This is a genomic window from Paenibacillus sp. CR_12 (assembly GCF_041953985.1).
GTDB lineage: Bacteria > Bacillota > Bacilli > Paenibacillales > Paenibacillaceae > Paenibacillus_AQ > Paenibacillus_AQ lautus_A.
Map to the genome: position 1 here is coordinate 1 of NZ_JAVFHO010000005.1, position 24,893 is coordinate 24,893.

At 54.2% G+C, this 24,893-nt stretch carries 18 protein-coding genes, 1 pseudogene and 1 riboswitch; of the genes and pseudogenes, 6 read left to right on the plus strand and 13 right to left on the minus strand.

Annotated features, from left to right (window positions below; translation table 11 throughout):
* Nucleotides 1-1,037, plus strand: a pseudogene (locus RB297_RS18820) (electron transport protein); the annotation flags it as partial.
* A 99-nt stretch (nucleotides 1,038-1,136) separates the two neighbouring features.
* Nucleotides 1,137-1,475 carry a DUF4870 domain-containing protein gene (locus RB297_RS18825; protein ID WP_009593435.1) on the plus strand — a complete coding sequence of 113 codons (339 nt, stop codon included), beginning with the start codon at nucleotides 1,137-1,139 and terminating at the stop codon, nucleotides 1,473-1,475.
* Nucleotides 1,476-1,601: 126 nt separating this feature from the next.
* On the opposite strand, the gene RB297_RS18830 is transcribed toward RB297_RS18825, so the two are convergent.
* The 7 genes from RB297_RS18830 to RB297_RS18860 all read right to left on the minus strand — a co-directional run bounded on the left by RB297_RS18830 (nucleotide 1,602) and on the right by RB297_RS18860 (nucleotide 11,576).
* On the minus strand, nucleotides 1,602-2,963 hold the full coding sequence (locus RB297_RS18830; RefSeq protein WP_009593442.1) for a nucleobase:cation symporter-2 family protein: 1,362 nt from the start codon (nucleotides 2,961-2,963) through the stop codon (nucleotides 1,602-1,604).
* A 39-nt stretch (nucleotides 2,964-3,002) separates the two neighbouring features.
* Nucleotides 3,003-3,572 (minus strand): xanthine phosphoribosyltransferase, encoded by a 570-nt coding sequence (locus tag RB297_RS18835; RefSeq protein WP_096777095.1) that lies wholly within the window; start codon nucleotides 3,570-3,572, stop codon nucleotides 3,003-3,005.
* A gap of 146 nt (nucleotides 3,573-3,718) precedes the next feature.
* Nucleotides 3,719-3,819: riboswitch (purine riboswitch) on the minus strand.
* Nucleotides 3,820-3,983: 164 nt separating this feature from the next.
* The gene (locus tag RB297_RS18840; protein ID WP_375121124.1) at nucleotides 3,984-7,739 is read right to left on the minus strand and encodes a stalk domain-containing protein; all 3,756 of its coding nucleotides are present in this window, start codon (nucleotides 7,737-7,739) and stop codon (nucleotides 3,984-3,986) included.
* Nucleotides 7,740-7,965: 226 nt separating this feature from the next.
* A complete protein-coding gene (locus RB297_RS18845) occupies nucleotides 7,966-9,063 on the minus strand; it encodes a metallophosphoesterase (protein ID WP_375121125.1) in 1,098 nt (365 codons plus the stop codon).
* Between the two features lie 117 nt (nucleotides 9,064-9,180).
* Entirely contained in the window at nucleotides 9,181-9,486 is a 306-nt protein-coding gene (locus RB297_RS18850) for a hypothetical protein (RefSeq protein ID WP_175320785.1), read from the minus strand.
* 229 nt (nucleotides 9,487-9,715) lie between these two features.
* A complete protein-coding gene (locus RB297_RS18855) occupies nucleotides 9,716-10,648 on the minus strand; it encodes a TrmB family transcriptional regulator (RefSeq protein ID WP_375121126.1) in 933 nt (310 codons plus the stop codon).
* A 97-nt stretch (nucleotides 10,649-10,745) separates the two neighbouring features.
* Nucleotides 10,746-11,576 (minus strand): zinc ribbon domain-containing protein, encoded by an 831-nt coding sequence (locus RB297_RS18860; protein ID WP_096777099.1) that lies wholly within the window; start codon nucleotides 11,574-11,576, stop codon nucleotides 10,746-10,748.
* Between the two features lie 376 nt (nucleotides 11,577-11,952).
* Between RB297_RS18860 and RB297_RS18865 the strand changes: the two genes are divergently transcribed.
* Nucleotides 11,953-12,321 (plus strand): hypothetical protein, encoded by a 369-nt coding sequence (locus RB297_RS18865; RefSeq protein ID WP_012818902.1) that lies wholly within the window; start codon nucleotides 11,953-11,955, stop codon nucleotides 12,319-12,321.
* 171 nt (nucleotides 12,322-12,492) lie between these two features.
* Here RB297_RS18865 and RB297_RS18870 read toward each other — a convergent pair whose 3' ends face one another.
* From RB297_RS18870 to RB297_RS18880, 3 genes are all read right to left on the minus strand, one after another.
* The gene (locus RB297_RS18870; protein WP_096777100.1) at nucleotides 12,493-13,371 is read right to left on the minus strand and encodes a M15 family metallopeptidase; all 879 of its coding nucleotides are present in this window, start codon (nucleotides 13,369-13,371) and stop codon (nucleotides 12,493-12,495) included.
* Between the two features lie 186 nt (nucleotides 13,372-13,557).
* Nucleotides 13,558-14,301, minus strand: a complete 744-nt coding sequence (locus tag RB297_RS18875; RefSeq protein WP_096777101.1) for a hypothetical protein — start codon at nucleotides 14,299-14,301, stop codon at nucleotides 13,558-13,560.
* A 79-nt stretch (nucleotides 14,302-14,380) separates the two neighbouring features.
* Nucleotides 14,381-17,482 carry a DEAD/DEAH box helicase gene (locus tag RB297_RS18880; RefSeq protein ID WP_375121127.1) on the minus strand — a complete coding sequence of 1,034 codons (3,102 nt, stop codon included), beginning with the start codon at nucleotides 17,480-17,482 and terminating at the stop codon, nucleotides 14,381-14,383.
* Nucleotides 17,483-17,803: 321 nt separating this feature from the next.
* Between RB297_RS18880 and RB297_RS18885 the strand changes: the two genes are divergently transcribed.
* Entirely contained in the window at nucleotides 17,804-18,016 is a 213-nt protein-coding gene (locus tag RB297_RS18885; protein WP_096777103.1) for a PLDc N-terminal domain-containing protein, read from the plus strand.
* Between the two features lie 91 nt (nucleotides 18,017-18,107).
* On the opposite strand, the gene RB297_RS18890 is transcribed toward RB297_RS18885, so the two are convergent.
* The 3 genes from RB297_RS18890 to RB297_RS18900 form a co-directional block, all read right to left on the minus strand.
* Nucleotides 18,108-19,397: an ABC transporter substrate-binding protein gene (locus RB297_RS18890; RefSeq protein ID WP_375121128.1), complete on the minus strand. Its 1,290-nt coding sequence runs from the start codon at nucleotides 19,395-19,397 to the stop codon at nucleotides 18,108-18,110.
* 140 nt (nucleotides 19,398-19,537) lie between these two features.
* Nucleotides 19,538-20,374 (minus strand): carbohydrate ABC transporter permease, encoded by an 837-nt coding sequence (locus tag RB297_RS18895; protein ID WP_012818896.1) that lies wholly within the window; start codon nucleotides 20,372-20,374, stop codon nucleotides 19,538-19,540.
* Nucleotides 20,374-21,255, minus strand: coding sequence for a carbohydrate ABC transporter permease (locus RB297_RS18900; protein ID WP_009593034.1), 882 nt, complete (start codon nucleotides 21,253-21,255; stop codon nucleotides 20,374-20,376). The genes RB297_RS18895 and RB297_RS18900 overlap by 1 nt, the downstream gene beginning before the upstream one ends.
* 153 nt (nucleotides 21,256-21,408) lie before the next feature.
* On the opposite strand from RB297_RS18900, the gene RB297_RS18905 reads away from it, so the two are divergent.
* Entirely contained in the window at nucleotides 21,409-23,193 is a 1,785-nt protein-coding gene (locus tag RB297_RS18905) for a sensor histidine kinase (protein WP_375121129.1), read from the plus strand.
* Between the two features lies 1 nt (nucleotide 23,194).
* On the plus strand, nucleotides 23,195-24,811 hold the full coding sequence (locus RB297_RS18910; protein WP_375121130.1) for a response regulator: 1,617 nt from the start codon (nucleotides 23,195-23,197) through the stop codon (nucleotides 24,809-24,811).
* Nucleotides 24,812-24,893: the final 82 nt, after the last annotated feature.

Below are 24,893 nucleotides of genomic sequence, written 5' to 3' on the forward strand. Positions count from 1 at the left end.
GCTGGAGCGGCTTCGCCATCGCGGGTCCCTTCAAAGGACTCAGCACCTTCAGCAACAATGTTCACGCCCAAAATACGGATACCTTGAGCCAAACCGAGGTCAGCGAGCCGCTAATGGGGATCGACAAAGAGATTTATGTGGGCACCATCCTGCAAAATGCGGCCCATCGCAAGTTTCGCTATGATCCGAGCAGCGGGCTGAAGCCGACCGAATTCTTCGACCGCCTGGACCCGAATCCCGGAACCCCCGGCGTAAATGAGGTCATCAAGATTCCGAACTTCCCCAAGGTTTCGGCCATAGCGCCGAACGGGCTGTATATCAGCTCGCCGGGTTTTAAGGCCGGGGAGCAGGTTAATGCCATGTCCGCTTATCAGAATACCGTCCGTCCGCCTGAAACCGATAAGGCTGAAACCTCCGATGCCAAGACCCTCAGCCTCGGGGCGGAAGTTTTCAAAAAAGCGCAGTGCATCACTTGCCACGCAGGCGACTATTTTACCAACAACCGCATTCTGCGTGCGGCAGAAATCGGCACCGAGCCTGCAAGGGCGAAGGCCTTCCATTTTACGCAGAACGCTTTTGGCGAGGCGGAGTTCTACCCGCCCGACACGCCTGTCCCGATTCCTCCGGACGCCAAGGCGACTAAAGTCCCGCTGGATGGAATAGATCCGGAGCAGATTCAGCTGGGCTTCGGCCATAAATCGGGCGGCGGTTATAAGGTCAAGGGATTGATCGGCCTCCGCTGGTCGGCACCGTATTTGCACGACGGGGGCGTCGCGGTCGGGCCGGAGCTGTCGCAAGCCGGAGTGCCGGCAACGCTTATGAAGGGCATTCACCCGGATCCCTACAACAGCCTGAAAGCCCTGATCGACCGCAAGCTGAGGCTGCGGGTCGTTGAGGCGAACCGCAAGGATTCGAGACTCAGGGACACCCACGTCACCGGTCAGGGACATGAGTATTGGGTCGACGAAAGCAGCGGGTTCACGCAGGAGCAGCAGGATGCGCTCGTGAAATACCTGCTCCAATTGAAAATGAAATAAGTCCGGGATATATCCATCATACTTTGTCCCATCGGCTCATAAGGTAAGGTATATAGCTTGCCCTACCCCAGAACCGGTCTAAGACAAGGAGTTGATGAGATGTCCCCTTTCAAATCGTCCACAGGACTTCCCGAGAATCTGGCCGCGACGCTGTGCTATCTTCTTCCGATGGTCGGAGGAATTCTGTTTCTTTCATTAGAAAAGAGAAGCCGATATGTCATATTCCATGCGCTGCAGTCCTTGCTGGCCTTCGGCCTTCTGGCCGTCGCCCACCTGCTGTCGAGCGCGGTGCCCATCATCGGCCTTCTGGCCTCCGCCCTCCTGGCGCTGGTCGGCGTGCTGATGTGGCTGGTGCTTATGTTTAACGCCATTCAAGGAAAATGGTTCAAGCTGCCATGGATCGGCAATTTCGCGGAGAAACAAATGCAGCGCATCTAAGCTAGGTCATGCAAAAACGGCTTCCTCCCATGATTGGGAGGAAGCCGTTTTTTTTGGGCTTTAGCCCTAGACCGATCAGGATCAAAAAAGCAGCCGGAACGGATCCGGCTGCTTTCGAAGATCATCTTAAGCTGCGTGCCCTTCTGTCGTCTCGCCTCGCTCAGTGCGGGTCGGCTTCGTATATTTCAAGCCGTTAAAGATCAGATTCAGCACAATCGCGGTCAAGCTGCCGGCCACGATGCCGTTATCGGCAAGAATGCGCAGGTTGTCGGGCAGGCTGGCGAACAGGCCCGGCACGGTTGTGACGCCAAGACCCATGCCGACGGAACACGCGATAATGAACAGATTCTCATGACGGTTAAGGTCTACTTGATCCCCTAACATCCGAATGCCGGAAGACACCACCATGCCGAACAGGGCAACCATCGCCCCGCCCAGAACCGACGTCGGCACAAGCTGCGTCATGGCGGCAATCTTCGGCACGAATCCGATCAATACAAGCAAACCGCCTGCCACTACGATGACGTCGCGCGTCTTCACGCGGCTCATCTGAATCAAGCCAACGTTTTGGGAGTACGTGGTATACGGGAACGAGTTGAAAATACCGCCTACCACAATCGCAAGACCCTCCGCACGGTAACCTCGGGACAAGTCCTTGGAGGTGATATCGCGATCCACAATTTTGCCAAGGGCCATAAATACGCCCGTCGATTCGGCAACGCTGACGATCGCTACCAGAATCATCGTCATGATCGGAACGATTTTAAACTCCGGCGTGCCAAAAAAGAAAGGCTGCGGCGCGCGGAACCAGCCGGCTTCGCGCAATGGGGTGAGATCGACCCCGCCGTATAACGCGGCAACCAGGGTGCCAAGAATGAGACCCAAAAGAACGGAGATCGAACGCAAGAAGCCTTTGGCAAAACGGTTCATGATAATAATGAAGGCAAGAACGCCGAAGCCAAGGGAAATGTTCAGTGCGCTGCCAAAATCCTCGCTGCCTTGGCCGCCCCCAAGGTCGTTCAAGGCTACGGGGATCAGCGTCAGACCGATAATCGTAACAACAGAGCCTGTAACGACAGGCGGGAATACCTTAATCAGCTTACCGAATAAACCTGAGAACAGAATGACAAATAAACCGGAAGCGATAATCGCTCCATAAATAGCCGACATGCCATGCTGCTGTCCGATAATGATCATCGGACCTACGGCCTGGAACGCGCAGCCGAGCATGACCGGAAGGCCGATACCGAAGTACTTGTTCCCGAATACCTGCAGCAAAGTAGCGACCCCGCATGCCAGCAGGTCGATGGCGATGAGATACGTCAGCTGCTCCGTCGTTAAACCGAGCTGCCCGCCAACGATAAGCGGTACGATGATTGCCCCTGCGTACATTGCCAATACATGCTGCAAACCCAGCGAAAAGGTTTTGCCCGGACTCCGATTTTTATCGAAAATCGGTTCTTGCACCGCTTGTTTCTGTTGTTCCATGGCTTTTTGATTCCCCCCGTTAATTTGTTAGCTTTCGTTCTATGCGAATGTCACAACGCCGTCGTCAAGTGATGCAATCCGTACGAGCGATTCTACCCGGTAGCCCGCTTCGGCCAGCAGGCGTCCTCCCGGTTGAAACGCCTTTTCAATGACGATCCCGATGCCCACCACTTCGGCACCCGCCTGCTCGACGATTCGGGCAAGCCCGAATGCCGCCTCGCCGTTGGCAAGGAAGTCATCCACGATCAGTACTTTATCGCCTGGCTTGATGAATTTCTTAGCGACCGTAATTTCGTTGGTCTCCTGCTTCGTGAAGGAGTACACCTTCTCCACGAATATATCCTCACGGAGCGTCAGCGATTTCTGCTTCCGTGCAAAGATGAGAGGCACTTCCATCTCAAGCGCGGTCATGATGCCCGGTGCGATGCCGGAGGATTCGATGGTCAATACGCGAGTCACGTTCGCTTCCTTGAACAATCGCGTAAATTCCTTTCCCACCTCTTTCATCAATACCGGATCCATCTGGTGATTCAGGAACGAATCCACCTTCAGTACCTGTCCGCTTAATACAATGCCTTCCTCTTTCACTTTGTTCTGCAGTAATTGCATGATGCTCCCCCTTAAATTTGTTGTCCGCATTCCAAGCAAAAAAGCCCACTTCCTCCCTTCACCGAATCGCCGGGAAAGAAACAAGTGGGCATAAGCAGCAAAAACGCACCGTTAGCCGTCCGATCAAACGGAATTGACCTGGCTTGTCCGCTGCTGCTATAACCCGTAGTCCAATCATTTCCGGTGATCGGGTAGAGACATGCAGGCCGATTCCTGCACCTATACGAGAAAATGTATGATATCCGAATTCCTTAGAATGCTTACGTATAAATGTTATATTTCCGAATGAATGAAGTATAACGCATTCCCTATGAAAAAATAAAGTGAAAATTTACGGAAATAATAAACTACTGGTCAATTAAAGAAAAAAAAGGCTGCCCCATACGATTAATGGGACGGCCTTCCCTTGCATCAACTTGTAGGTGTCACTTCGATTATCCATTCCAGGGGCTCACCGATGGGCACCGACATATCGCTGTTTATATCAACCAGCTGGATACGGAGCGTATAAGTCCCGACATGAGCTTGCTGCCAGCGGAACAGGATATCGCTCCCATTCCCTCCCAGATCCATATCCCCAGCCGTTAACCCTGCATTCACTCGGTACACCCCTTCACGATCCGGAGTTGCGATCTCATACCCCTCCGTCGGAACCGTTCCCGGCTCATGCGGCTTCATCCGGAATCCGATTACGCCCAGACTTACCGGCTGACCATGGTCATCGAGAATCGTCAATTCATAGCCAACCCGGGTATCCTCGCTCAGTCCGTACGCTTTGGAAGAAAACCCCCAATACATATCAAGGGCTGCCGGAAACGGCCCTTCGCCAATGAATTCGAACTGCGAGAAGGGACTGACCTGGATGGAACGGACGCCTTCTCCAAGCACAGTCAATTGGCCTTCCTTGATCTCAAGCAGCTCAATCTTCTCCGTATAGCTGCCCGGCTCCAGCAGATCGGCGTAGAACTCCAGCGGAATATCCGGCGAAGCGACCTCGCTTAACTTAAAGCCGATACCATCAACAGACTGCAGCGTAAAGCTTCCCTCTGCGTTGGATTCCACCGTCTGCTCGCCATGACGGACAGGCAGACCCACGACCGGACTTCCATCCCTTGTCAGCGTCACCCTGACTTGAACTTCCATGTCATCGGCATAGCCTTTCGTCTCGAAATGAATGGACCCAAAATAATTGTCTGGGCGGGCCGACAGTTCACTGCTCATATCATCGCTATATATAACCTTCACGAAAGGGTCGGTCACAGGCGGCTCCGTTGTAGGAGGTTCCGTTACCGGAGGCTCAGTCACTGGGGGCTCGGTCACAGGCGGACCGGTTACAGGCGGCGATACGCTGCCTCCTGATCCCGAGCCGCCGCCAGGACTAACCGGCGTCGGCAGCCGAGCGCCTTTCTCCTGCTCCGCCTCTTTCTTGCCCTGGAGAAAGCGTGCCTTCTCCTCTGCGCTTAAGGATTGAAGAAGCTGCTCTTCGGCCTTCTTTTTCATTTCCTCCTGTGCTTTCCTGTTCGCTTCCTCCTGCTGCTTCTTCTGCTGCTCGATCTTTGCCAGCATATCGCCGAGTTTCTCCTGCAGCTGATCCAACTGATTCTGCTGCTGATCTTGCTTCTTCTGTACCTCTTCCTGCTTGCGCTTCAGTGCTTCCAAGCGCGCCTGCTCCAGAGCAGGGTCGAGGCCGGCTTGTTTATCCAAATCTTTCACTTGGCCAAGATCAAATATCTTCCCCGAATCCGGGTTTGCTTCTTTAATCAGTTTATTTAATTCTTCTTGGCTGGCTTTTTTCTTATCAAGCGCCTCTTTCGCGATATTTCCGATGAGGTTATTCAAATTATTCGCGACTTTTGCCAAATCGTCCGGCGATTTCATAATCAAGTCCTGAGTGCCGGTTCCGCTTTGTCCGGACTGTAGTTCTTGCCGCGTCTTCTCGAGAAATTCCTCGTTCTCCCGGTCGATGTCGTTCTTATTCTTAATTATCTGAGCAATGATTCCCGGCGAAGCGTTCCCAATCAAATCCTCAATATCGATGAATTGTACAGGGGGGCGTTCCTCCTGTGAACCGCCCAGCGATATTTGTTGCGCGGGACTAATCATGACCGGGCCGGATGGCAGCAAGGAACCTTCTGTGCCTGCCGGCACCAGCGAAGAGCTGACTTTCCCGCTAGCCGTCACTACGTTTGTCATTCCTGTTAAGGGGTTGACGGTGATTATAAAATGCGTGCCTTGTACGCTATTGTCCGCATAACCGGTCCGCACGTCGAATCGATCCGTCGACCGGGCCAGGTCGGTAACATCATAATAAGCCTGCCCAGCCTCCAGATTCAGCCGAGTTACGTTGGAGATGCCAATCTTGCGAAGCTGCTCGGCCACCAACGTCGTGTCGTTGCCTAACGTAATGACATCTTCCGTATCCAGGATCCGAAGCTTGGCGCCTCCCGTGCCGGAGCCGGTAACAATTTCATCGTCTTCGCCCAGCATCATCCCCTTGTAGGCATCCACCTGCGCATACCCGCCGTAACGGATCTTGGCCGAACCGGTGATTTCCACGATCTGCATGCGTCGCGGCGTAAATTTCGAAGTGCTGAAGCTAACATTCCCCGGCTTCGTTTCCCGTTCAGCCAAATCCCGGATGATAACCAGCTTGCCGCTTTCGTTCCATTGGACATCCTTGCCCATCAGTTCGGCCACCGCTCGCAGCGGAGCCATCATCTGGCCGTTGGCGATATACGGCTCAACCTCCGTCGCCGCTCGGAAAACTTCTTTGCCCGCCTGATCCCGGGTCATATAGGGATCTCCGGCTTGCAGCGTGATAACATCCTCGCCAAGGGTTAATGTCATTTCCTTATTCTTGGCATCGTAACTCATACGGGTTCCGAGCAGCGTGCCTAACGTTCTGACAGGCACCACGATCTGGCCCTCTTTCATAACGGCCAAGTCGCCCAGTTGGGCCGCCTGATCTCCGTAAGCTGCGGCGATCCCTTGGCCTGGTTGCCAGGCATCGGGCGTCTTATAGCCGGACCATGCCCGGACGGCCCCATTGCGTTGGTCCGCGATGAACAGCTCCCCACTATCCGAAGCGACGGCAATATCCGCCGGCGCGTTGAATCGGACCTCGCTTTCAATTCCATCCGCGTAACCTCTGGTTCCGCCGGCCATGGTGGATACGCGTTCGTCTTTCAGTTGACGCACGGCATGATTATGGGAATCTGCAATGAGAAGTCCATCCTCCGCGCTCCATGCCAATCCCCGAGGCGAGTTGAAGCGGGCTGCATCCGCAGCTCCGTCCAGATAGCCAGGATCTGCGTATAACGCGTCCTTGGCGTAGCCATCGGATGACGGACTGCTGCCGGCGGCCGTCGAAACGGTCCCTTTCCCGAAATCGATATAGCGGATCGCGTGGTTGCCTGAATCGCTGACATACAAATTGCCTTTACCGTCAAACGCAAGACCTGCCGGCTCGTTAAATTGCGCTTCAGCAAGCGATCCGTTCTTGTAGTCCCCTGCCAAAGCGATGACTCCGGCGCGAACCTGGACAGCACGCGTCGATGGGCTGCCAATCGTCGTTACTTCCCCATCCGGAGAGATCCGCCTAATGACGTGGTTTAGGGTATCCGCCACAAACAGAATGCCGTCCTCGGTAACCGTAACGTCCTGCGGCTCGTGGAACAAGGCATCTTGAGCCTTCCCGTCCTTCAGCCCAATCCGTCCGTTGCCCGCTATGGTGGTTACCCTGCCCGCTTGATCGATTTTACGAATCGCATGATTGCCTGAATCGGCTATGTACACCTGACCTTTTCCGTCTACGGCAATCCCGGATGGCTGGTTAAAAAATGCAAGCTCGCCCTGGCCATCCAGGAGCCCGCCGATCGGAAGTCCCCCGCCGTCCCGCTTGTAGGACAAGGAGGCACCTGCGAGAATGCTGCTCTTCCCGTCCTTTATTTTGCGAATCACATGGTTCTCCGTATCGGATACGATAACGGAGCCGTCAGGCAGCCAAGCCACACTGCCCGGTTGTCGCAATCCTTCCGAAGCCAGTGACGAGGATAGCCCGGCTGCATGCCCCGGCCCCCCTGCAATCGTAGTCGATTGACCTAAAGGTAATCCGTTGCCGGCGACGAACCTCTCTTTGCTTGGAAGAGGTGCAATTGATGCTGCCATGGCGTCGCTTGCTCCCCCAAATACACTCCCCGCAAGTACAGCGGCTAATGCGATCATGCCCATCTTTCTAAACCTAATCGAAACCAAACCCTTCCCCCCTATTCCTAAGTGATATTTCTAGCAAAAATCATACAATAATCCGGTCCTATCTGGATACATAATTTTCCCAATATATCTGACATCAAAAAAAAGCCACCTCAACGGTAGCTTTCTCCGACAATTTCATCTATTGAAACGTAACGTGGATCTGCACGATCTCGGAACGGGAGCCCAGCCGAATCGGCGGTCCCCAGAAGCCGTAGCCCGAGGACACGATGGAGTGCATCCGGCCTTTTTGCAGATATCCCCAATCGTTCTCGAATATGGCCCTCGTAATCAAATGCGCCGGGAATACCTGGCCGCGGTGCGTATGCCCCGACACGATCAGATCAACGCCCTGCTGCTGTGCTTCGTCCAGCGCATTCGGCTGATGATCGAGCAGAAAGACCGGCTTGGATAAATCGGCCCCCTCCATGATCGCGGACAAATCGGCGCGGTCCTGATCCTGCTTATCCCGCCTGCCTACCAGCGTCAAGCCCTCCACCGTCAGTTTCTCGTCATACAGCACGGTCATGCCGCTGTCCTCGAGAGCCGATATCAGCTCCGTAATCTCCCCTTCGAATCGGTCATGATTGCCAAGCGAAGCATATACGCCATAGGTCGCCTGGATATCTGTCAAAATCCGATCTATCCCCTGGCTTAAATAAGCATCCAGATCATCATCAATAATATCGCCTGGAAACAGCACCAGATCCGGCTTCAAGCCGTTGATCTCCTTCACCATGCGCTCAGCGTGCGCCTTGCCAGACAGGACGCCGAAATGCATATCGGACGCCATGACGATATTCAGCTTCTCCATGGTACCCGCATCCTTGTCCACCTGAATATCGTAAGCACGTACGGTTGGACTATAAGCGTTAAAGGAGCCGAAACCGATCGCGATCACCATCAGCACCAGCACGACGGATACCGCCGCCTTCTCCAGCCCATCTCTTCGCAATGCCGTCATCCTCAGCAGCCATAACACGATGTGCATCAACGGGAGAAGGATAATCAGCACATAAAAAATAGCCATCCAATACGATCCTATAATATTCAGCACGGTTGGATTACCGAAAAACCGTCCTGATATAAACGATGTCGATACCACGGTCAGCACGACTATGTATACCCATTTGAGCGCCATGGACGGCCCCGGCCTCAACCAGCTCCATACGCTTCGGCCAATATAATAAACCAGCAAGCCGTATATCAAAAGCGCCACGATTCCTGCAATAATAAACATCGCCATCCCCTTCCGTACATCCATTATAGCAAGCGGATTTTACAAATCCCAGCGGACGTTGGCGGAAGGCGGAGGGCTTATGATCTTCGCATGGTTCTAAATAGCATCAAGAAGCCGTTACAAACCCGTGCGTTGTTTCGGCAGCAGCTCGTTCAGCAGCGCCTTCAAATTACGGTCTTCCGTATATCGCTCCTGCCCCATATCCAATTCATTCACGCGTATATACGTATAACTTTCCGCGCCGTTCTCCGGTTTAAAGAGAAGTTCATCATGCGGGTCAGGCACCACCCGGTACTCCATTTCATGAAACATATCGAGCAGCTGCTCACCTGTAGGAGTTTCTCCCTTATCAACAAAAATCAATCCCCGCAGCTTCTTGGGGCCTTCTTTATGTCCGACTGTAAAATGAACGATGCATTCCATGCTCATCCATCTCCCTTCTTGGTTGTTATGTTATCGGTTCACACCCGTCTCATTCATGTTCTCCTGCCATCTCGGCCTTCATTCAAGCCTGTTGCCGGTCTTAAGCAAATAAACGCCAAGATGAATCCCGGCGTTCCTAATCATTATGTCTATTCCATTCTACGATGAAACATGATGCTTAACTGTGACAAAAGTCACTTCCAGAAAGGTATTGATCTACAACGTGCCCCTAGGCCGTATTGCGATTGGAGTCCCCGTTCACTTCTTCTTCGGGATCGCCTTCACGCCCCGCCCGCGGGCTGGTTATCGATGACGCAGCCAGGTCTTCCAGGTCTTCCTGGTCTTCCTGGTCTTCCTGCTCTTCAGCCTCCGGCTCCGCATTAAGATACTCGCTTTGAATCAGGCCAAAGTGTTCTCCGTAACGCGCTTCCAGCTGCTCGCCCATATCCTGTTCCAACTGGAACAATACCATCTCCTGGGTAAAATGATGCAAGAGCAGCTCTGCCATGACCGGATGCTCCGTGATGACCGCTCCCGTATCATAGTCCCCGCCGCGCATCCCTAAGATGCACCATTGCCGATCGACGACAAACGAGAACTTCCGGCCGCCGGCCCTGCGATTCGCAAGGTCGCTCCACCCGGGCCACGCCAAAGTTCTTGAGAGTCCCTGATCCGGACCGTCGCAAGCCCACAGCACCTTTACCCCTCTGGCCTCCGCTTCCGCCAGCGGCTCACGGAGCAGCGACGCCTCCTCGCGCCAGACGTCAACGACGATCTCCCGTTTCGCCCGCTTCAGTTCCCGTACAAGCACATCAAGCACCGCCTGATCCCCCTCCATGCTAAGGAAGGGAGCGGCCGTGCCGCTGCTCCGCGGCAGGCTCTTCTCCACAAAAGCGAGGGATGCCTCCACGCGCCCGGATATCATCCGCGTCAATTCCTCCGGCTTCAGCGAGCGGTAACGGACAGGTTCCCCGTCCATTCGCTCAAGCGCTCCCTGCCGCTCCAGACGCTGCATGGCCGCATAGACGTTGGAACGCGAAGCGCCCAAACGTTTAGCTACCTCATACCCGCCTGCAGGCCCATGCTCGGCAAGGTCCACCATAATCTTCGACTCAATTTCCGTAAATCCCAAATTGCGCAAATGATGCAGCAATTGTTCCATAATATTAGTCCTCCCATAGATGCTCGAACGCTTGCTCTATCATTCACACTGTCCTTTATTCATCGCGCAAGGGCATGATCGTCCGAATCCCTATCTCTTAAATCTGTTCAGCTCCGCAGCGCGGACACCATTTCGAGCCTTTCGGCAGGTCGACGCTGCAAATTTGGCACTTCACCATGTCGCGGGTCGCTTCATCGTCTCCGACGTAGTCTTGACTTTGATTATTTTCCTGCCAGAAGCGAATGCGTCGGTCCAGCTCCAACTGTCTCTCCCGCTCGCGCTCAAGCTCTTCCCAATGGCGGCGTTCCCTCTCCTGCTCCTCCTGCTCGAGGCGCAGCCGTTCAGGATCAACCTCCGGTTCAGACGATCGCTCGATGATCTCCTCGCGCTGGCGTTCCGGCTCAGGATCGTAGAGGTCGGGCTCGTACGGATCCGGATTCGGACGATAATCATAGGTCTGGACATCGTCCTGTTCCTCCTGGATTTCTTCAGCCGCCGCATATTCGCGTTTATCGAACATGCTCTTGCGCTCGGGCTCCCGCGGCTCTTCCGGCGCTGACTCCTCAGGGTCAATCAAATTGGCAAGCTTGTTTCCGCAATACGGGCAGAAATTCGCGTCCAGCGCGACCACGCGTCCGCATTCGCAGACCCGTTCATTCTTGAGCACCGCGATGCGGTTCCGTATCGCTTCGATTTGCTCCTGCAATCCATCGCAGGTTTGCGCGAGCTCGACCATCTCCTTTTCCGCAATCGTCATATCCTGCTGACGGTAGCCCTCATAGAATACTTTACCCATCTGCAAGTAATACGAGTTCTTCTGCTGTTCGATTTCGGAAATTTGGCTGTTGAGCTTATTCACTTCGACCACGTGCTGCGCCTTTTCCGTTGCGCGGTTAGCTCCATCCTTGAGTTTCTGTAAAATCTTCATTTATGAATCCTCCTCTTTCTCATATCCCGATTCACCGGCGGTACGCCGGCACATTGTCATATCTCTTCATCAAGGTTATAAACGATTTATAGCCAGCCATAAACCGGCTGCCCCATGTTTCTTTGCAGTTCGCAGATTTGCTCATGTGTCATGAAATGATCCTCATCGTCCAGTATACTGCCGTCATGGTGATTCTATCATACCAAATTCCTTGCCCCATGTGAAAAAGGAAGCCCCTTCCAACTTCGCTTCTGATTCATCCGGCCCCCGAACGTGTATATGATTAGAAAAATGCATAGTAAGGGACGGCGGCCGGTTTAAACCCCGTATCCTATTCCGTGCAGCCTTGAGCTGCCGAAGTCTGGAGGGATTTATCATGACAAACGATAAAAAGACGTATTATGTTTCAGTCAATCACAACCTGATCCAGGATGTACCGAACGATACGAACGAATATGTCGTATATATGGATGATGAAGAGGTCTCGAAGCTGAGGGGGCTGCTCCATGAGGTCAGCAGCAGCGACCGGTATGCTTTTAAACGGACGTTCGTCCCATATAAATCGGCAGATCATGACGATGCCGCCGAGGAATACGATGAACGGACGATTAATCTTTACACCTTTCTCCACGAACATGGGGATGAACGCACCCGCAAAACCATCGAGGATATGAACATCATCGGCAAGCTGAACGATACCGGCTACGATGATCCCGGTTATGAAGACTCGCCACTGAATAAGTAATCCGAATGCTTCAGTCCAAAAACAAAGGAATCCCGGAGCGAGCCGCTCCGGGATTCCTTTGTATAACTAGAACATCGCCCGGTCTTGCGCAGGTCCTGTTCTACTTTATAGATTCGCAAGCCGCGGTACAAGGATAAAAAGTCCCGTTTATCCTACGACTATTAGCACAGCTTACAGTTTAATGTTCGCTTCGTCGAAATACTCCTCCAGCGTCAGGCCGCTGTCGGCGATATCCGGTGCCAAATCCTTTCCTACGTAACGGATATGCCAAGGCTCGTATACATAGCCGGTAATATCCTCGGCCCCTTCCGGATAACGAATGATAAAGCCGAATTCCGGCGCGCGGCTCGCCAGCCACTGCCCTTCCTCCGTATGGCCGAACGTTTCCTCCAGCGCATTGCCCGCGCTAGGGCTGGATACGTCGATGGTCAGGCCGGTTTGATGCTCGCTCGTACCCGGCACAGCGCTTACGCGGTTAGCCTCGGCTTCCCCCTTGGTACGAACATTGTTCTCATATATGGTTTTTTGACGGGCATAAGAACGGTATCCCGATACGGCCCGAAGCTCGATGCCGTCCGCTTTGGCCGCATCGAACAATTCCTCGAGCGCATCCGCCGCTTCTTGTCTCAGGTGCCGTTTCTCGTGCGGCTCGTCAAAAGAAAACGGAACGGCCGGCTCCACAAGATCACTCGGTTCATAGCCGTCCGGCAAACTCCGCTGCTTGTTCACGACTACCGTCACGGCCTCCGCATTGGTCACGACCTGCTTGCCGCCGCTCTCCTGGATGGTGGCCTGGAGTGCATTCTCGCTGCGCTTTGCCATGACCGGATCCGCCGGCTGATTCTCAGCCCCCGTTTCCCCATTCTCCGATCCGCCTTCAGGAAGCGTGCTGCCTTCCTGGCCCTCGGCCGGCGACTGCAATTCCTGCCCCTGTTCCTTGCCGGAGCCGGCATCGTCGGATTGGCATCCCGCCAGAATGGCCCCTGCTAACAGCAGGGATGACAGCATTACGCTTGTAAACCGGATTCCTCTTCCCGAAAATGCATTCATCTCTGCTACTTCCTTTCCCACAGTTTGTCCTGCCCCCATTGTACCTTATTCGGAATAAACAGGACAAACGAGCCGCTGACGAATCATGACGGATTTACACCGTTTACGTCAGGTATTCGGCAGCTTGCCTCGATTTACGGCGCCGCTCTTATCGAATTCCATACCATTCTGCAATGGATGTCCAAGCTATGGCGAAGGCTGCTCCAAGCTGCGGCGCTTCTGGTCCGCTTGCTTGGCCGCCCCGCGAGCGATCAGGGCAAGCGCTTTGGACGCGCCGCGAACGCCCGGCAGCAAGCCTGTCCAGTCGCCCGCCGGGCCGAGCTGATCCGCCGGAGGCGGCGGCGACAGCTGCACCGCCAGCTCGCTAAGCTGCGGGCCGGGCCGGTGCAAGCGGCCCTCGGCCGCCGCTTCGGCCACCCATTCGCCCGGAGAAGGACCGGACGGTCCCTTCTCCTTCGCGCGGGCGGCCGACTCCGCGGCAGAGCCGCCTGCCGGCAGCGGGGCTGCTTTGGCCCAGGCGTCGAAGACGCCGGCCAGCAGCGCTTCCCGCGGCAGCCCCAGCAGCGTCAGCTGCTGGAGCGGCTCTGCCGCTAGGCGCCGGGCTGCGGCAGCCAGCAAGGCTGCGGCATGCCCGCAAGCCGCTCGGCCGCATGTGCAGCGCGCTTCGGCGGCAAGCTCTCCGCCCCGCAGGGGGGATGGCGCCAGTTCATCCAGCCAAGGGGCGTCCTGACCTGCAAGCAGGCGGTACAGCGCCTGCGGGTCTTCCTCCAGATAAGCCAGAACCGCCTCGCGGGCGGCAGGATCCAGTTTCTCCACCTGAACGCTGACCTCATAAGTCTCCGAAGATTCGATGTCTCCATCCGCTTTTCCCTTCAACCATCCCGGTTCGATCTCGAGTCTGAGCCCTTCGGCTAATCCCGCAGTTTCCATAGCCTGCACCTCCTTACATTCCATTCGCTTACCGGTCCGCCTGGTAGGCATGATGCCATCCGCGGACCGGCATTTTCGGTTACATCCAATCCTGCTCCTGAAGCTCGATCAGTTGGCGGAGCTCGCCGTCCGACATCTCCGTCAGCCAGGTTTCGCCCGACCCGACCACCTGCTCGGACAACGCCTTCTTCTGTTCGATCAGCTCGTCGATCCTCTCCTCCAGCGTTCCTTGGGAAATCAGCTTGTGCACCTGAACGTTGCGGTTCTGCCCGATCCGGAATACGCGGTCCGTCGCCTGATTCTCGACCGCCGGGTTCCACCATCGGTCATAGTGGAGCACATGGTTCGCACGGGTCAAATTCAGGCCTACGCCACCGGCTTTCAACGACAGGACAAAGAACTCCGTCCCCTCGCCTGCCTGGAACGCCCGTACCATCTCATCCCGTTCGCGTTTTTGCACCCCTCCATGAAGGAAATACGGCTGTTTTCCGTATTTACGTCCAAGCATGCTCACCAACAGCTCGCCCATGCCCACATACTGGGTAAAGATCAGCGCCGATTCTCCCACGTCCGCGATGCTGTCCAGAATTTCGAGCATGCGCTCCATCTTGCCGGAGGACTCGGGACGTACAGCGCGTCCATCGTCGCGTCGAAGCAGCTGCGGATGATCGCATATCTGCTTCAGCTTGGTGAGGGATGAAAGCACAAGCCCCTTGCGCGCCATGCCCGTCCGGCTCTCGATCTGTCCCATCATCTCGTCGACGACGGCTTGATACATCGCCCCTTGAACCTCGGTCAGCGGACAATACGATTTCAGTTCCAGCTTCTCCGGCAGATCCTTGCGGATGTCCGGATCGCTCTTGAGTCTGCGCAGCATGAATGGAGAAACCAGCTTGTGAAGCTCCCGGAATCTCTCCTGCTGCCCTTCGCCCGGCGCATAGCGCTGACGGAAGCTGTTAAACGATCCGAGATATCCCGGATTGAGAAAATGGAAGATCGACCACAGCTCCGCCAGACGGTTCTCCACCGGCGTCCCCGTCATCGCAATGCGGTGCGGCGCGGATAATTTCATGACGCTCTGCGCCTGCTTCGTACGATAATTTTTAATATACTGGGCTTCATCGAGCACCACGCTCGACCACTGGATCGCGGATAAGTCCCCGCCGTCTCTTCCGGCCAAGTGATACGTCGTCAGCACGATATCATGATCGGCCGCCTCCTGCAGGAAATCGTCTCCGCGCAGACGGCGGACGCCGTGGTGCACATGCAAGGTCAGATCCGGCGCAAATCGCTGAATCTCCCGCTGCCAGTTACCCAGAAGCGAGGTCGGGCAAATGATCAGCACCGGGTCTCCCGCGGCTTCGGTATTGAGGCGCTCCAGCAGGCAAGTGATGACCTGCACCGTTTTTCCAAGCCCCATATCGTCGGCAAGGCAAACGCCAAAACCCAAATCGCGCATCACGCTTAGCCACTGATATCCCCGCTCCTGATACGGCCTTAACTCTCCGTGAAGCGAGGAAGGGATCGGGCGGGACGGCAGCTTGCGCACCGTTTCCCCGTCCAGCAGGGAGGACAGCAGGCCCGTTGTCTCCACTTCTTCGATGAAGAGCCCCTTCCACAAGCGTTCTCCATCCATTTCGGCGCTCAGGTGCATCCATTCGGCAAGCTCCATCTCGCCCTTCTCATGGCGTTTCATGAAGCGCAGCACCTGATTGATCTCCTTCAAATCCACCTCAACCCATTCCCCGCGGAACTGGACGTAAGGCAGATTCTGTTCGGCCAAAAATTTCAATTCCTCTCGCGTCAGGGTATGGCCGCCCATCGCGGCGGATATTTGAAAGCTGACCAGATGCTCCATTCCGAGCACCGGCGTCGACTGTGCTTCGCCTGACGATCTTGCATCCGGCATCATTTTGAGGGATAAGCCGACGCGGCGGCGTCCTTCCCTGCTCCAGCGGGACGGCATTTGAACCGTAACGCCGCTCGCCGTTAATCTCGGAACCGATTCCTTCATGAACGTCGACAACCGCTCCAGCGGCAGGGTGACGCTCTCCGGAGCGCGCCCGTACAAGCCTTCCGCCAGCTCGGGAGCCAGCGCCGCGGCTTCTCCCAGCCTCATGAGCAGCTGCAGCTGGGCCCCAGCATACATCCGTCCGCGCAGCAGCTGATCGGATTCCGGACTTCCCCATACGCTCCGGACCGGCATCAATAAGCCTTCATCCTCCTGGCTTCGTGCCCAGAAGGTTACCTTCCAGTCCTTCCGGCTCTCTTCCAGCGGCGGTTCGAGCCGCAGCCCAAGGGCAAGGGTTCCGTTCTCAGGAGGCTGATCCTCCCCGCCGGCGTAAGGGAACACGGTCCCCCCGACCCGTTCTACGGCTTCCTCCAGCTCGCCCACTTCCTCCGCCGTTCCTTGAATGGGAATATCCCGACTGACCGTCAACAGACTGTTCCACCACAGCTCGGTAAGCGGGGATTGTCCCCTCCGGTAGTTCGCCAGATAGGCCCTCAGCTTGTCCTCCGATTCGCGAACGGCAGCCCTGGCTTGACTGTCGATCACGCCGCACAGGAAAGAATACAGCACGATCGCCCCCGCTTCCTCCCGCGTGGAAGGATCGGTTCCGGCAAGCGCTGCAGGCGTCCCGATGGCAATAGGAGGAATATTCGCCGCCAGCTGCAGAAAACGGGCCGTATCCTCGGTATTCAGCTGCGGTTTCCATACTGCTTTTATCGTGTGCATCGACGTTTTGCGCCTTCCGGCGGAAGGCACCTCCGCCGTCCCTGGTGCAAACCTCCCCTGCAATAACAGCTCCAATGCGAATCTGCTCGCTTGCACCCAATATTCCATTTCTTCGCCGACGGCCAAACCCTGAGCTTGGGTATGCTCGGGATCCAGCGAAACCAGCATGGAGAATGCGTCTCCCGGTGTCAGCGCAAGCCCTTCCATCGTCCGTCCGCCAAGCGTCTTCCGTTCCGGACGCCGCGCGCTTTTCGATCCGAGGACTTTGGCCGGATATCTGAGCTCGGCAAGCCGGAGGGAAGCGTTAGCGAAGGGACGGGTTCCATCCGGTTTGCGAAAGGTTCGGACCACTCTGCTCCATGCATCCACTCGGGGCTCCGAAACCTCACCGGAAAAACAAAAGAATACGTCACCTAACCATACGCCATAGAGCGGTTGATTCATCGTTGTCTCCCGTCTTTTCCTGCTTTATAGATATTATTACTATCTTATACGATAGCATCCTAATTTCAAAACGATACGGATTATGGCCATCGCCAAAATAACGTCAACCTTTATCATACCATGTATTTACTATTTCGTTATGATCTATGTATTGCATAGCGAATTCTTCTATTATATAGAGTAATGAAAAATCCTTGTTCTTATGCAGTCTCCCGTTGATTCTTGCCGCCCAAATTTTCGAAGCGTGCATTTTTTATGCGACCCTTCCGCTGATCCGGCGTATGAAGATCATACATTAAGAGTTCGGGAGGTCTTGCATTTATGAGTTTTATAGGCTTTGGTATTTTCGGGATTGCGGCTTTATTGCTGGGATTGTTCTTCTTTCTTCTTCACATTGCCGTCTGCGTATGGGGTTATAACGATGCCCGGCGGAAAGGGCGCAGTCCCGAGTTCGCGATTCTTGTTGTGCTGGGTTTATTGTTCTTCCCTGTGGTAGGTCTTATTATTTACCTGCTGATTCGCAATAATTATTAGCCTCCACAACAAAAAGACGGTGCAGGTTCGTCCTGCACCGTCTTTTTTGACGTCCATAATCATTCGGATGGCACTCGTGCCGACCTCGCGATTACTTCGCCTTTAAGCTGTCCCATGATTTCTGAATGCCTTCGAACAATTGGGTTTTGTCCACGTTGCCAGCCACATAACCCTGCATCTGGCTGCCGAATTCATTCATGCCGCCGTCCGGGAATTTGTTGAATTCCCAGCTGAGCGCTTTGTTCTCTTGGCTGTACTTCATGACATCGTTCCCCAGATCGCCAAGCGTCTCGCTGTTCGCCTCGATGCTGGTCAGTGCCGGAATGAATTTGAACTCTTCCGTAATGTAGCGTTTACCGGTCTCGGAAGTGACGAGCCAGTTCAGGAATTCCTTGGCTTCGTCCTTCACCTTCGATTTGTTGTTCACGACCCAGTTGTTCGGCACGCCGACCGGAAGCTTGTCGTTCTCTTCGGCGTTGTCATTGATCGGCATCGGCAGAAGGCCGATGTTCAGGTCCGGGTTGATCCCGTCGATCTGCACCTGCGTCCAATTCCCGTTCTGGGTCATGGCCGCTTCACCGCTGGCAAAGGTCGTGATTTCCGTGTTGTAATCCGTCGTCAGCGGGTTCTTCTGGCCGTATTGGACGGTGAGGTCGAACAGTCTCATCCATTCATCGAACTTCGCGTTGCCAACCAGCTTCTCCGTGCCTTCATTCATTCCTTTGACGAATGCATCGGGATCTTCCTGATGGGCGAACGGAATGTTCAGCAAGTGGTTGGCCAAAATCCAGGTTTCCTGGTATCCGTTCACGAATGGCGTGATCCCAGCCGCTTGCAGCTTTTTGGCAGCTTCCTCAAGCTCCGTGAGCGTCTTAGGGAGTTCGGTGATTCCCGCTTGCTCAAACAAGTCTTTGTTATAAATGAATCCGTAACCTTCGATGGTCATCGGTTGTCCGTAAAGTTTACCGTCTTTTGTCATCGGTACTTTGGCAACGTCAACAACGTCCTTCACCCATGGCTGGTCCGAGAGATCTTCGACATTCTCAAACCATGTCTCCAGATCGCGGTATCCGCCGACGTTGAAAATGTCGGGCTCATCGCCGGAAGCGAATTTCGCCTTCAGCGCCGCACCGTAATCGGAGCCGCCGCCAACCGTTTGAATATCCAGCTTGATGCCGGGATGCTCTTTTTCGTACTCGGCCTTCAGTTTGTTCAAAGCCTCGGCGATTTCGACTTTAAATTGAAAAATCTTAATCGTTTTCGTTCCGCCCTCGGCACCGCCTTCAGCGCCTTGGCTGCCGTCCTCATTGTTGCCGCAGGCTGCAAGCAGCGTGGAGAAAGCCAAAATCATGACCAGGAGCAGCTTACCGTATTTCTTCATTGTAAAACCTCCCTTTTTTTTCTATAACATCGTGTCCAACATTCGTTGATAGCGTTTACTTTTTCAGTATAATCAACCTATTTTCGTTAAATCAGGTATTATATTGATCTTTGAGGGGGAAGGAATTGACCGTTTGGCGGTTATCCTTTCACCGCTCCTTGCGTAATTCCCTCAATGATGTACTTCTGCATGGCCAGAAAGAACAGAATGACCGGCATGATCCCCAGCACCAGCGCCGGGAGGGCCAAATCCCACTGCTTGGTATACTGCCCAAAAAAGGCAAAAGTAGCAATTGGAATCGTCCGAAGCTCGGCAGACTGCAGAATCAGGGATGGCAGCAGGTAGTCATTCCATATCCACAAGGTGTTCAGGATGATCACCGTCACGAACATCGGCTTCATCAGCGGGAAAACCACCCGGAAGAATACGCCGTACCCGCTGGAGCCATCCACGGTCGCGGCTTCCTCGATCTCCATCGGGATCGATTTCACGAAGCCATGGAACAGGAATACGCTCAGCGGAACCCCGAAGCCCAGGTAACAGATAATCAGCCCGTACAAGCTGTTGTTAATGCCGAGCGTTGCCGTCACTTTCACGAGCGGAATCATGATCGATTGGAACGGAATGACCATCGCCGCCACAAACAGCGCAAACATGATCTGGTTAAAACGCGTGTTGCGGCGAACCATCTGGTAAGCTGTCATGGCGCTTAACATCGCCAGCAGCAGGTTGCTCGCCACCGTAACGACCAGCGAATTCCAGAACGCCTGCGGGAAGTTCGTGATGTCCCACGCCCGCGAATAGTTGCTCCATTCGAACGTGGTCGGAAGCCCCGCCGAATCGGTTAACAGCTCGCCGAAGGTTTTGACGGAGTTCACGAACAGGAAGTAGAACGGGACTAGGAAGAGCAATGCCACGATGACCATGATGATCTCGGTGGCCATGGTGTTCAGCCGGTATTTTCTTGTGGTCTCCATTAGGCTTCAACCTCCTTGCTCTTCGTGAATCGGACTTGCAGGCTTGTTATGATGGCAACCACGATGAAGAATATGACAGCCTTCGCCGTTCCGAGTCCGAGACGGTTATTCGTATAGGCCTCGTTGTAAATATTCATGGCCACCGACTCGGTCGAGCCGAACGGGCCGCCTTTGGTCAGGGATAGGTTCAGGTCGAACATTTTGAATGACCAGGAGATCGCCAGGAACAAACATACCGTAACCGCCGGCATCACAAGCGGGATGATAATGGACCGCAGTACCTGCCCCCTGCTCGCCCCGTCGATTTCGGCAGCCTCCAGAATATCCTTTGGCACATTGTTAAGCGAGGAGATGTAGATGACCATCAGGTACCCCGCCGTCTGCCATACGAAAACGATTACAATTGCCCAAAAGGCAGTTCCCTTTGTGCCGAGCCAAGGCAGGTTAAAGAATCCGAGGTTCGTGGCATTGCCGATCGCCGCAAACCCTTTGACAAAGATAAACTGCCAGATGAAACCGAGCAGCAGGCCGCCGATGACGTTTGGCATGAAGAAGATCGTCCGCAGCACGTTTCGTGTCTTCAAAGGCTTTGTCAAAAAGTACGCCAGAATAAATCCTAGAAGATTCGTAAGGATGACGCCAAGCACCGTAAACCGGGTCGTAAACCAGAAAGCATCCCGGAATTTATCATCGTTGGTAAAGATGGTAACAAAATTATCAAAGCCGACAAAATCGATTTTGCTTGACACGCCATTCCAGTTCGTGAAGGAATAATAAAGACCCAGGAGGAACGGAATGATCATGATGAGGATGAAAAATATGGTGGAAGGCCCTACGAAAAGAAACTGCTGCAGCAGCGCCGAAGATTTTTTTCGATTCATCCCTTGATCTCCCCTTTTCGTTAAGTTGTTGTATGATGTACAGCTATTATGCGGTAACCTGTAAACAATAAACACGGAGAATCATGAACCGTTAGGTGTAAAATATTGACCATACGCGCTTATGCCCATTCGATAATTCCGAGGTGATCCTTCATGAAATATCGCAGCATCCAGACCCGGCTGATCACGTTCATGCTCGCCGTCACGACCATCCCGCTCCTGCTCTCGTTAATCATCACGTTTACGCATACGCGGGAGTCCGTGAAGGAGCAGACGGTGAACGAAAATGTGCGGCTGATCTATCAAGGAGCGACCAATCTGATGAACTATCTGCGCGGCATCGACCGCGCGTCGCTGTCCGTTTATTCGGATCCCCATTTTTTGCGCAACCTTGCCCTGGATCCCGATAACCACCGGGTCGTAGCCGAGCTGTATGCAACCTTGCAGGCCATCCAAACGGGCACGCAGGACGTTCATCAGATTTATCTGCACAATCAATTGACGGGACAATCCACCCAGATATCCAGCAATCTGCCAAGAAGGGAATTCCGGCAGGCTCCGTACCGCAAAATAGAAGAGTTCGGCGAAGGCAATACAGCCATCGAGCCCGTCCATCAGGTGCATAGTTACGGGTTCCCTCCGCGGCCCGCGGACATCCTGGATTTTGAGGTGATCACCTTCTACCGATCCATCACCAACGTGCCTGCGCCGGACCAATATGCCCTCATGGCCATTGACGTGAAACTCGACAGTATCTTGGCCATATGCGATCAGCTGTATGCTAAAGGGGAAGAGGCGCTATACTTGATTGATAGCAGCGGCAGCATCATATACGGTCCGGATCCGCAGCAGAGAGGTCAAGCACTGGACGATCCTGAGCTTATGGACGTCATCGCTCAAGCGGAAAGAGGATATTATGACGGCGAGGATGCGATGATTGTCTATGAGAAGCTCGATTTGCCTTACGCACCCTGGACGCTCGTCAAGCAAATTCCGCACCAAACGCTGTACAAACATTCGACGGAATTAACGAGCATTAACGCGATTATTGCGATATTAGCGCTATTCATTGTCATATTCGGCACATTATGGATATCGATTCGAATCACAAAACCCATTAAACAGCTCACAACCTATATGAATCAGGTGAAAACCGGGCGGCTCGACGTGAATATTGACGTGACAAGCCCGGATGAGATCGGAATTCTGTCCCGACGCTTCCGAACGATGATGGATACCATCAACAACCTGATCCTGCGCGAGTACCGGCTGGAAATCGCCAATAAAACCAACCAGCTGAAGGCGCTTCAGGCCCAGATCGATCCGCATTTTCTATACAATACGCTCCAGTCCATCGGCACCTTGGCCCTGCAGCACAACGTGCCGAGGATCTATTCCCTGCTCTCTTCGCTGGCGAATATGATGCGCTACAATATGCGCAACAGCGAGGGCAAAGTGACGCTTCAGGATGAGATCAACCATGTGCGGCTGTACCTTGAGCTGCAGAAACAGCGGTTCCGCGATCAGCTGGAAATCATCTGGGATGTGGATCCGGAGAGCCTCACGACACCGGTTCCGAAGATGATCCTGCAGCCGATCGTTGAAAATTATTTCAAGCATGGCATGAACACGCACGCCGGCGTCGGCCGCATCTCCATCTCCACCCGCTTCGCGGAGGATGGCCGCTTGATCGTTGTCATTGAGAATAACGGGGCTTCCATCGAGGAGGTGGAGCTCGCCTCGATCCGCGGCAAACTTGAGACGGCCTTTCATCACCCTGACCGAAACGATGCCGGCGAAGATTCTATCGGGCTGTTGAACGTATACATGCGGTTGAACCTGTACTCCAACAATCATGCTGAATTAACCATAGAGAATGCAGAGCCCCACGGCGTCAAGGTTACGCTCGATATCAAACCACGGGAGAGTGAACACTAGAATGAGAGTATTGATCGTAGATGACGAACAGCACGTTCGGGAAGCTATAGGGCTTCTGGCAGTCTGGGAACGGCATGGCATAACGGAGATCGACCAGGCCGCCGACGGCGAGGAAGCGGTAAGGCTAATCGAGGAGAAGAAACCGCAGATTGTCCTGACCGACATGCGGATGCCCCGCAAAAACGGACTTGAGCTGCTGACCTGGCTGCATGCCACGAAACCGGATATTAAAGTGCTTGTCATCAGCGGATACGATGATTTTGAATATGTGCGCCATACCATCCGTTCGGGAGGCATCGATTATATTCTCAAGCCCGTGGATCCGGACAGCTTGAACGAGGCGCTGGCCAAAGCGGTTGAAACCTGGCGGCTTGAGGAAGAGAAACGGCTGCATATGACCAATCAGACTATTGAAATGAATCAGATGACCCCATTCTATATGGACCGCCTGCTCTCGGATCTTGTGAACGGTTACGGCAGCCGGGAAAGCGTCGTCTCTCAATTGCGGAACCGGATGACGCTGCCCGAAACCGGCATGGCTTGCAACGTTGCCGTGCTCCGCGACGATCAATTTGACGAAGCTTTGCTGTCCAAATTCCGCAATAGGCGGCATCTGCTGTCCTTCACCCTCATCAACATTTGCAATGAGCTGTTGAAGGATCGCGGAGTAGCCTTCCGGCATATCGACAAGCCCGGAGAAATCATCCTGCTCGGTTGGAGTCCACGTCTTCCCTTTAACGACCTGCTGGATCGAATCAATGACGGGTTCTTCTCCACCCTTCGCAGGCGGAGCCATTTCGGCGCCGCCGAAGCAGGCGCTTTTCCCCAAGATCTGCCCAAGGCTTATTCGACTGCAGTCCAAGCCCTGTGCAGCCGTAATTTACTGACTGGCAAGTCCCACATCCATCGTGAGCGCGCCGTCGAAAGCGAGGGCTCCCGTACCTTGCGGCTCTCCTCCTACGAGGAGGAATTCAAGCTGGCCGCGCTCAGCGGGAGCAAGGGGCGCATCGAGGCGGCCACGGCAGAGTGGCTGCAAGAGGTTCGCGAGAGGGATCTTGTTTCTCCCGAGCATCTGATGAGGTGGAATTCGGAATGGGACTGGATCCAGTATCACTGGACGGAAAATGAAGTGAAAAGCACGCAGGAGCCCGTCGAGGACGCTGAAATTTCGCAGGACCTTCCCTCCGCGCTCCCTTACAGCGAGGATGGCATGATTTGCTGGGACCGCTGGCGCGAACAGATCAGCGGAAGGCTTTACGCGGCATCCCGGGTCCTCACCCAGATCCATTCGAAGGACAGTCACATCATTCATGACATAGCCCAATATTTGGAGCAGCACTATCATGATGAGATTTCGCTGCAGCAGATCGCAGGCAAGTTTTTTCTTAGCAGGGAGTACATCTCCCGTAAATTCAAGCAGGAATTCGGCGTGACGTTATCGGATTTCCTCGGTCGGATTCGAATCGAGAAAGCCAAAACGCTGCTGCTCAATCCCCAAATTCGGATTGCCCAGATCGCGGAGATGGTCGGTTACCAGGACGAGAAATATTTTAGCAAAGTGTTCAAGAAGATGGAGGGTTTCACGCCGAACGAATATCGCAAGAAGCATATGAATTAAGGAAACGATAACCCCCTTTCTTTTGGCTGCTGGCTCGTTATCCATTCTTTTGGGTATATTCTATATAGTCAGTCCAGACTGA

Bases quoted from the DNA above. Each gene is read 5' to 3' on its own strand.
- RB297_RS18825 (WP_009593435.1), top strand. From the start codon at position 1,137: ATGTCCCCTTTCAAATCGTCCACAGGACTTCCCGAGAATCTGGCCGCG.
- RB297_RS18830 (WP_009593442.1), bottom strand. From the start codon at position 2,963: ATGGAACAACAGAAACAAGCGGTGCAAGAACCGATTTTCGATAAAAAT.
- RB297_RS18835 (WP_096777095.1), bottom strand. From the start codon at position 3,572: ATGCAATTACTGCAGAACAAAGTGAAAGAGGAAGGCATTGTATTAAGC.
- RB297_RS18840 (WP_375121124.1), bottom strand. From the start codon at position 7,739: ATGGCAGCATCAATTGCACCTCTTCCAAGCAAAGAGAGGTTCGTCGCC.
- RB297_RS18845 (WP_375121125.1), bottom strand. From the start codon at position 9,063: ATGTTTATTATTGCAGGAATCGTGGCGCTTTTGATATACGGCTTGCTG.
- RB297_RS18850 (WP_175320785.1), bottom strand. From the start codon at position 9,486: ATGGAATGCATCGTTCATTTTACAGTCGGACATAAAGAAGGCCCCAAG.
- RB297_RS18855 (WP_375121126.1), bottom strand. From the start codon at position 10,648: ATGGAACAATTGCTGCATCATTTGCGCAATTTGGGATTTACGGAAATT.
- RB297_RS18860 (WP_096777099.1), bottom strand. From the start codon at position 11,576: ATGAAGATTTTACAGAAACTCAAGGATGGAGCTAACCGCGCAACGGAA.
- RB297_RS18865 (WP_012818902.1), top strand. From the start codon at position 11,953: ATGACAAACGATAAAAAGACGTATTATGTTTCAGTCAATCACAACCTG.
- RB297_RS18870 (WP_096777100.1), bottom strand. From the start codon at position 13,371: ATGAATGCATTTTCGGGAAGAGGAATCCGGTTTACAAGCGTAATGCTG.
- RB297_RS18875 (WP_096777101.1), bottom strand. From the start codon at position 14,301: ATGGAAACTGCGGGATTAGCCGAAGGGCTCAGACTCGAGATCGAACCG.
- RB297_RS18880 (WP_375121127.1), bottom strand. From the start codon at position 17,482: ATGAATCAACCGCTCTATGGCGTATGGTTAGGTGACGTATTCTTTTGT.
- RB297_RS18885 (WP_096777103.1), top strand. From the start codon at position 17,804: ATGAGTTTTATAGGCTTTGGTATTTTCGGGATTGCGGCTTTATTGCTG.
- RB297_RS18890 (WP_375121128.1), bottom strand. From the start codon at position 19,397: ATGAAGAAATACGGTAAGCTGCTCCTGGTCATGATTTTGGCTTTCTCC.
- RB297_RS18895 (WP_012818896.1), bottom strand. From the start codon at position 20,374: ATGGAGACCACAAGAAAATACCGGCTGAACACCATGGCCACCGAGATC.
- RB297_RS18900 (WP_009593034.1), bottom strand. From the start codon at position 21,255: ATGAATCGAAAAAAATCTTCGGCGCTGCTGCAGCAGTTTCTTTTCGTA.
- RB297_RS18905 (WP_375121129.1), top strand. From the start codon at position 21,409: ATGAAATATCGCAGCATCCAGACCCGGCTGATCACGTTCATGCTCGCC.
- RB297_RS18910 (WP_375121130.1), top strand. From the start codon at position 23,195: ATGAGAGTATTGATCGTAGATGACGAACAGCACGTTCGGGAAGCTATA.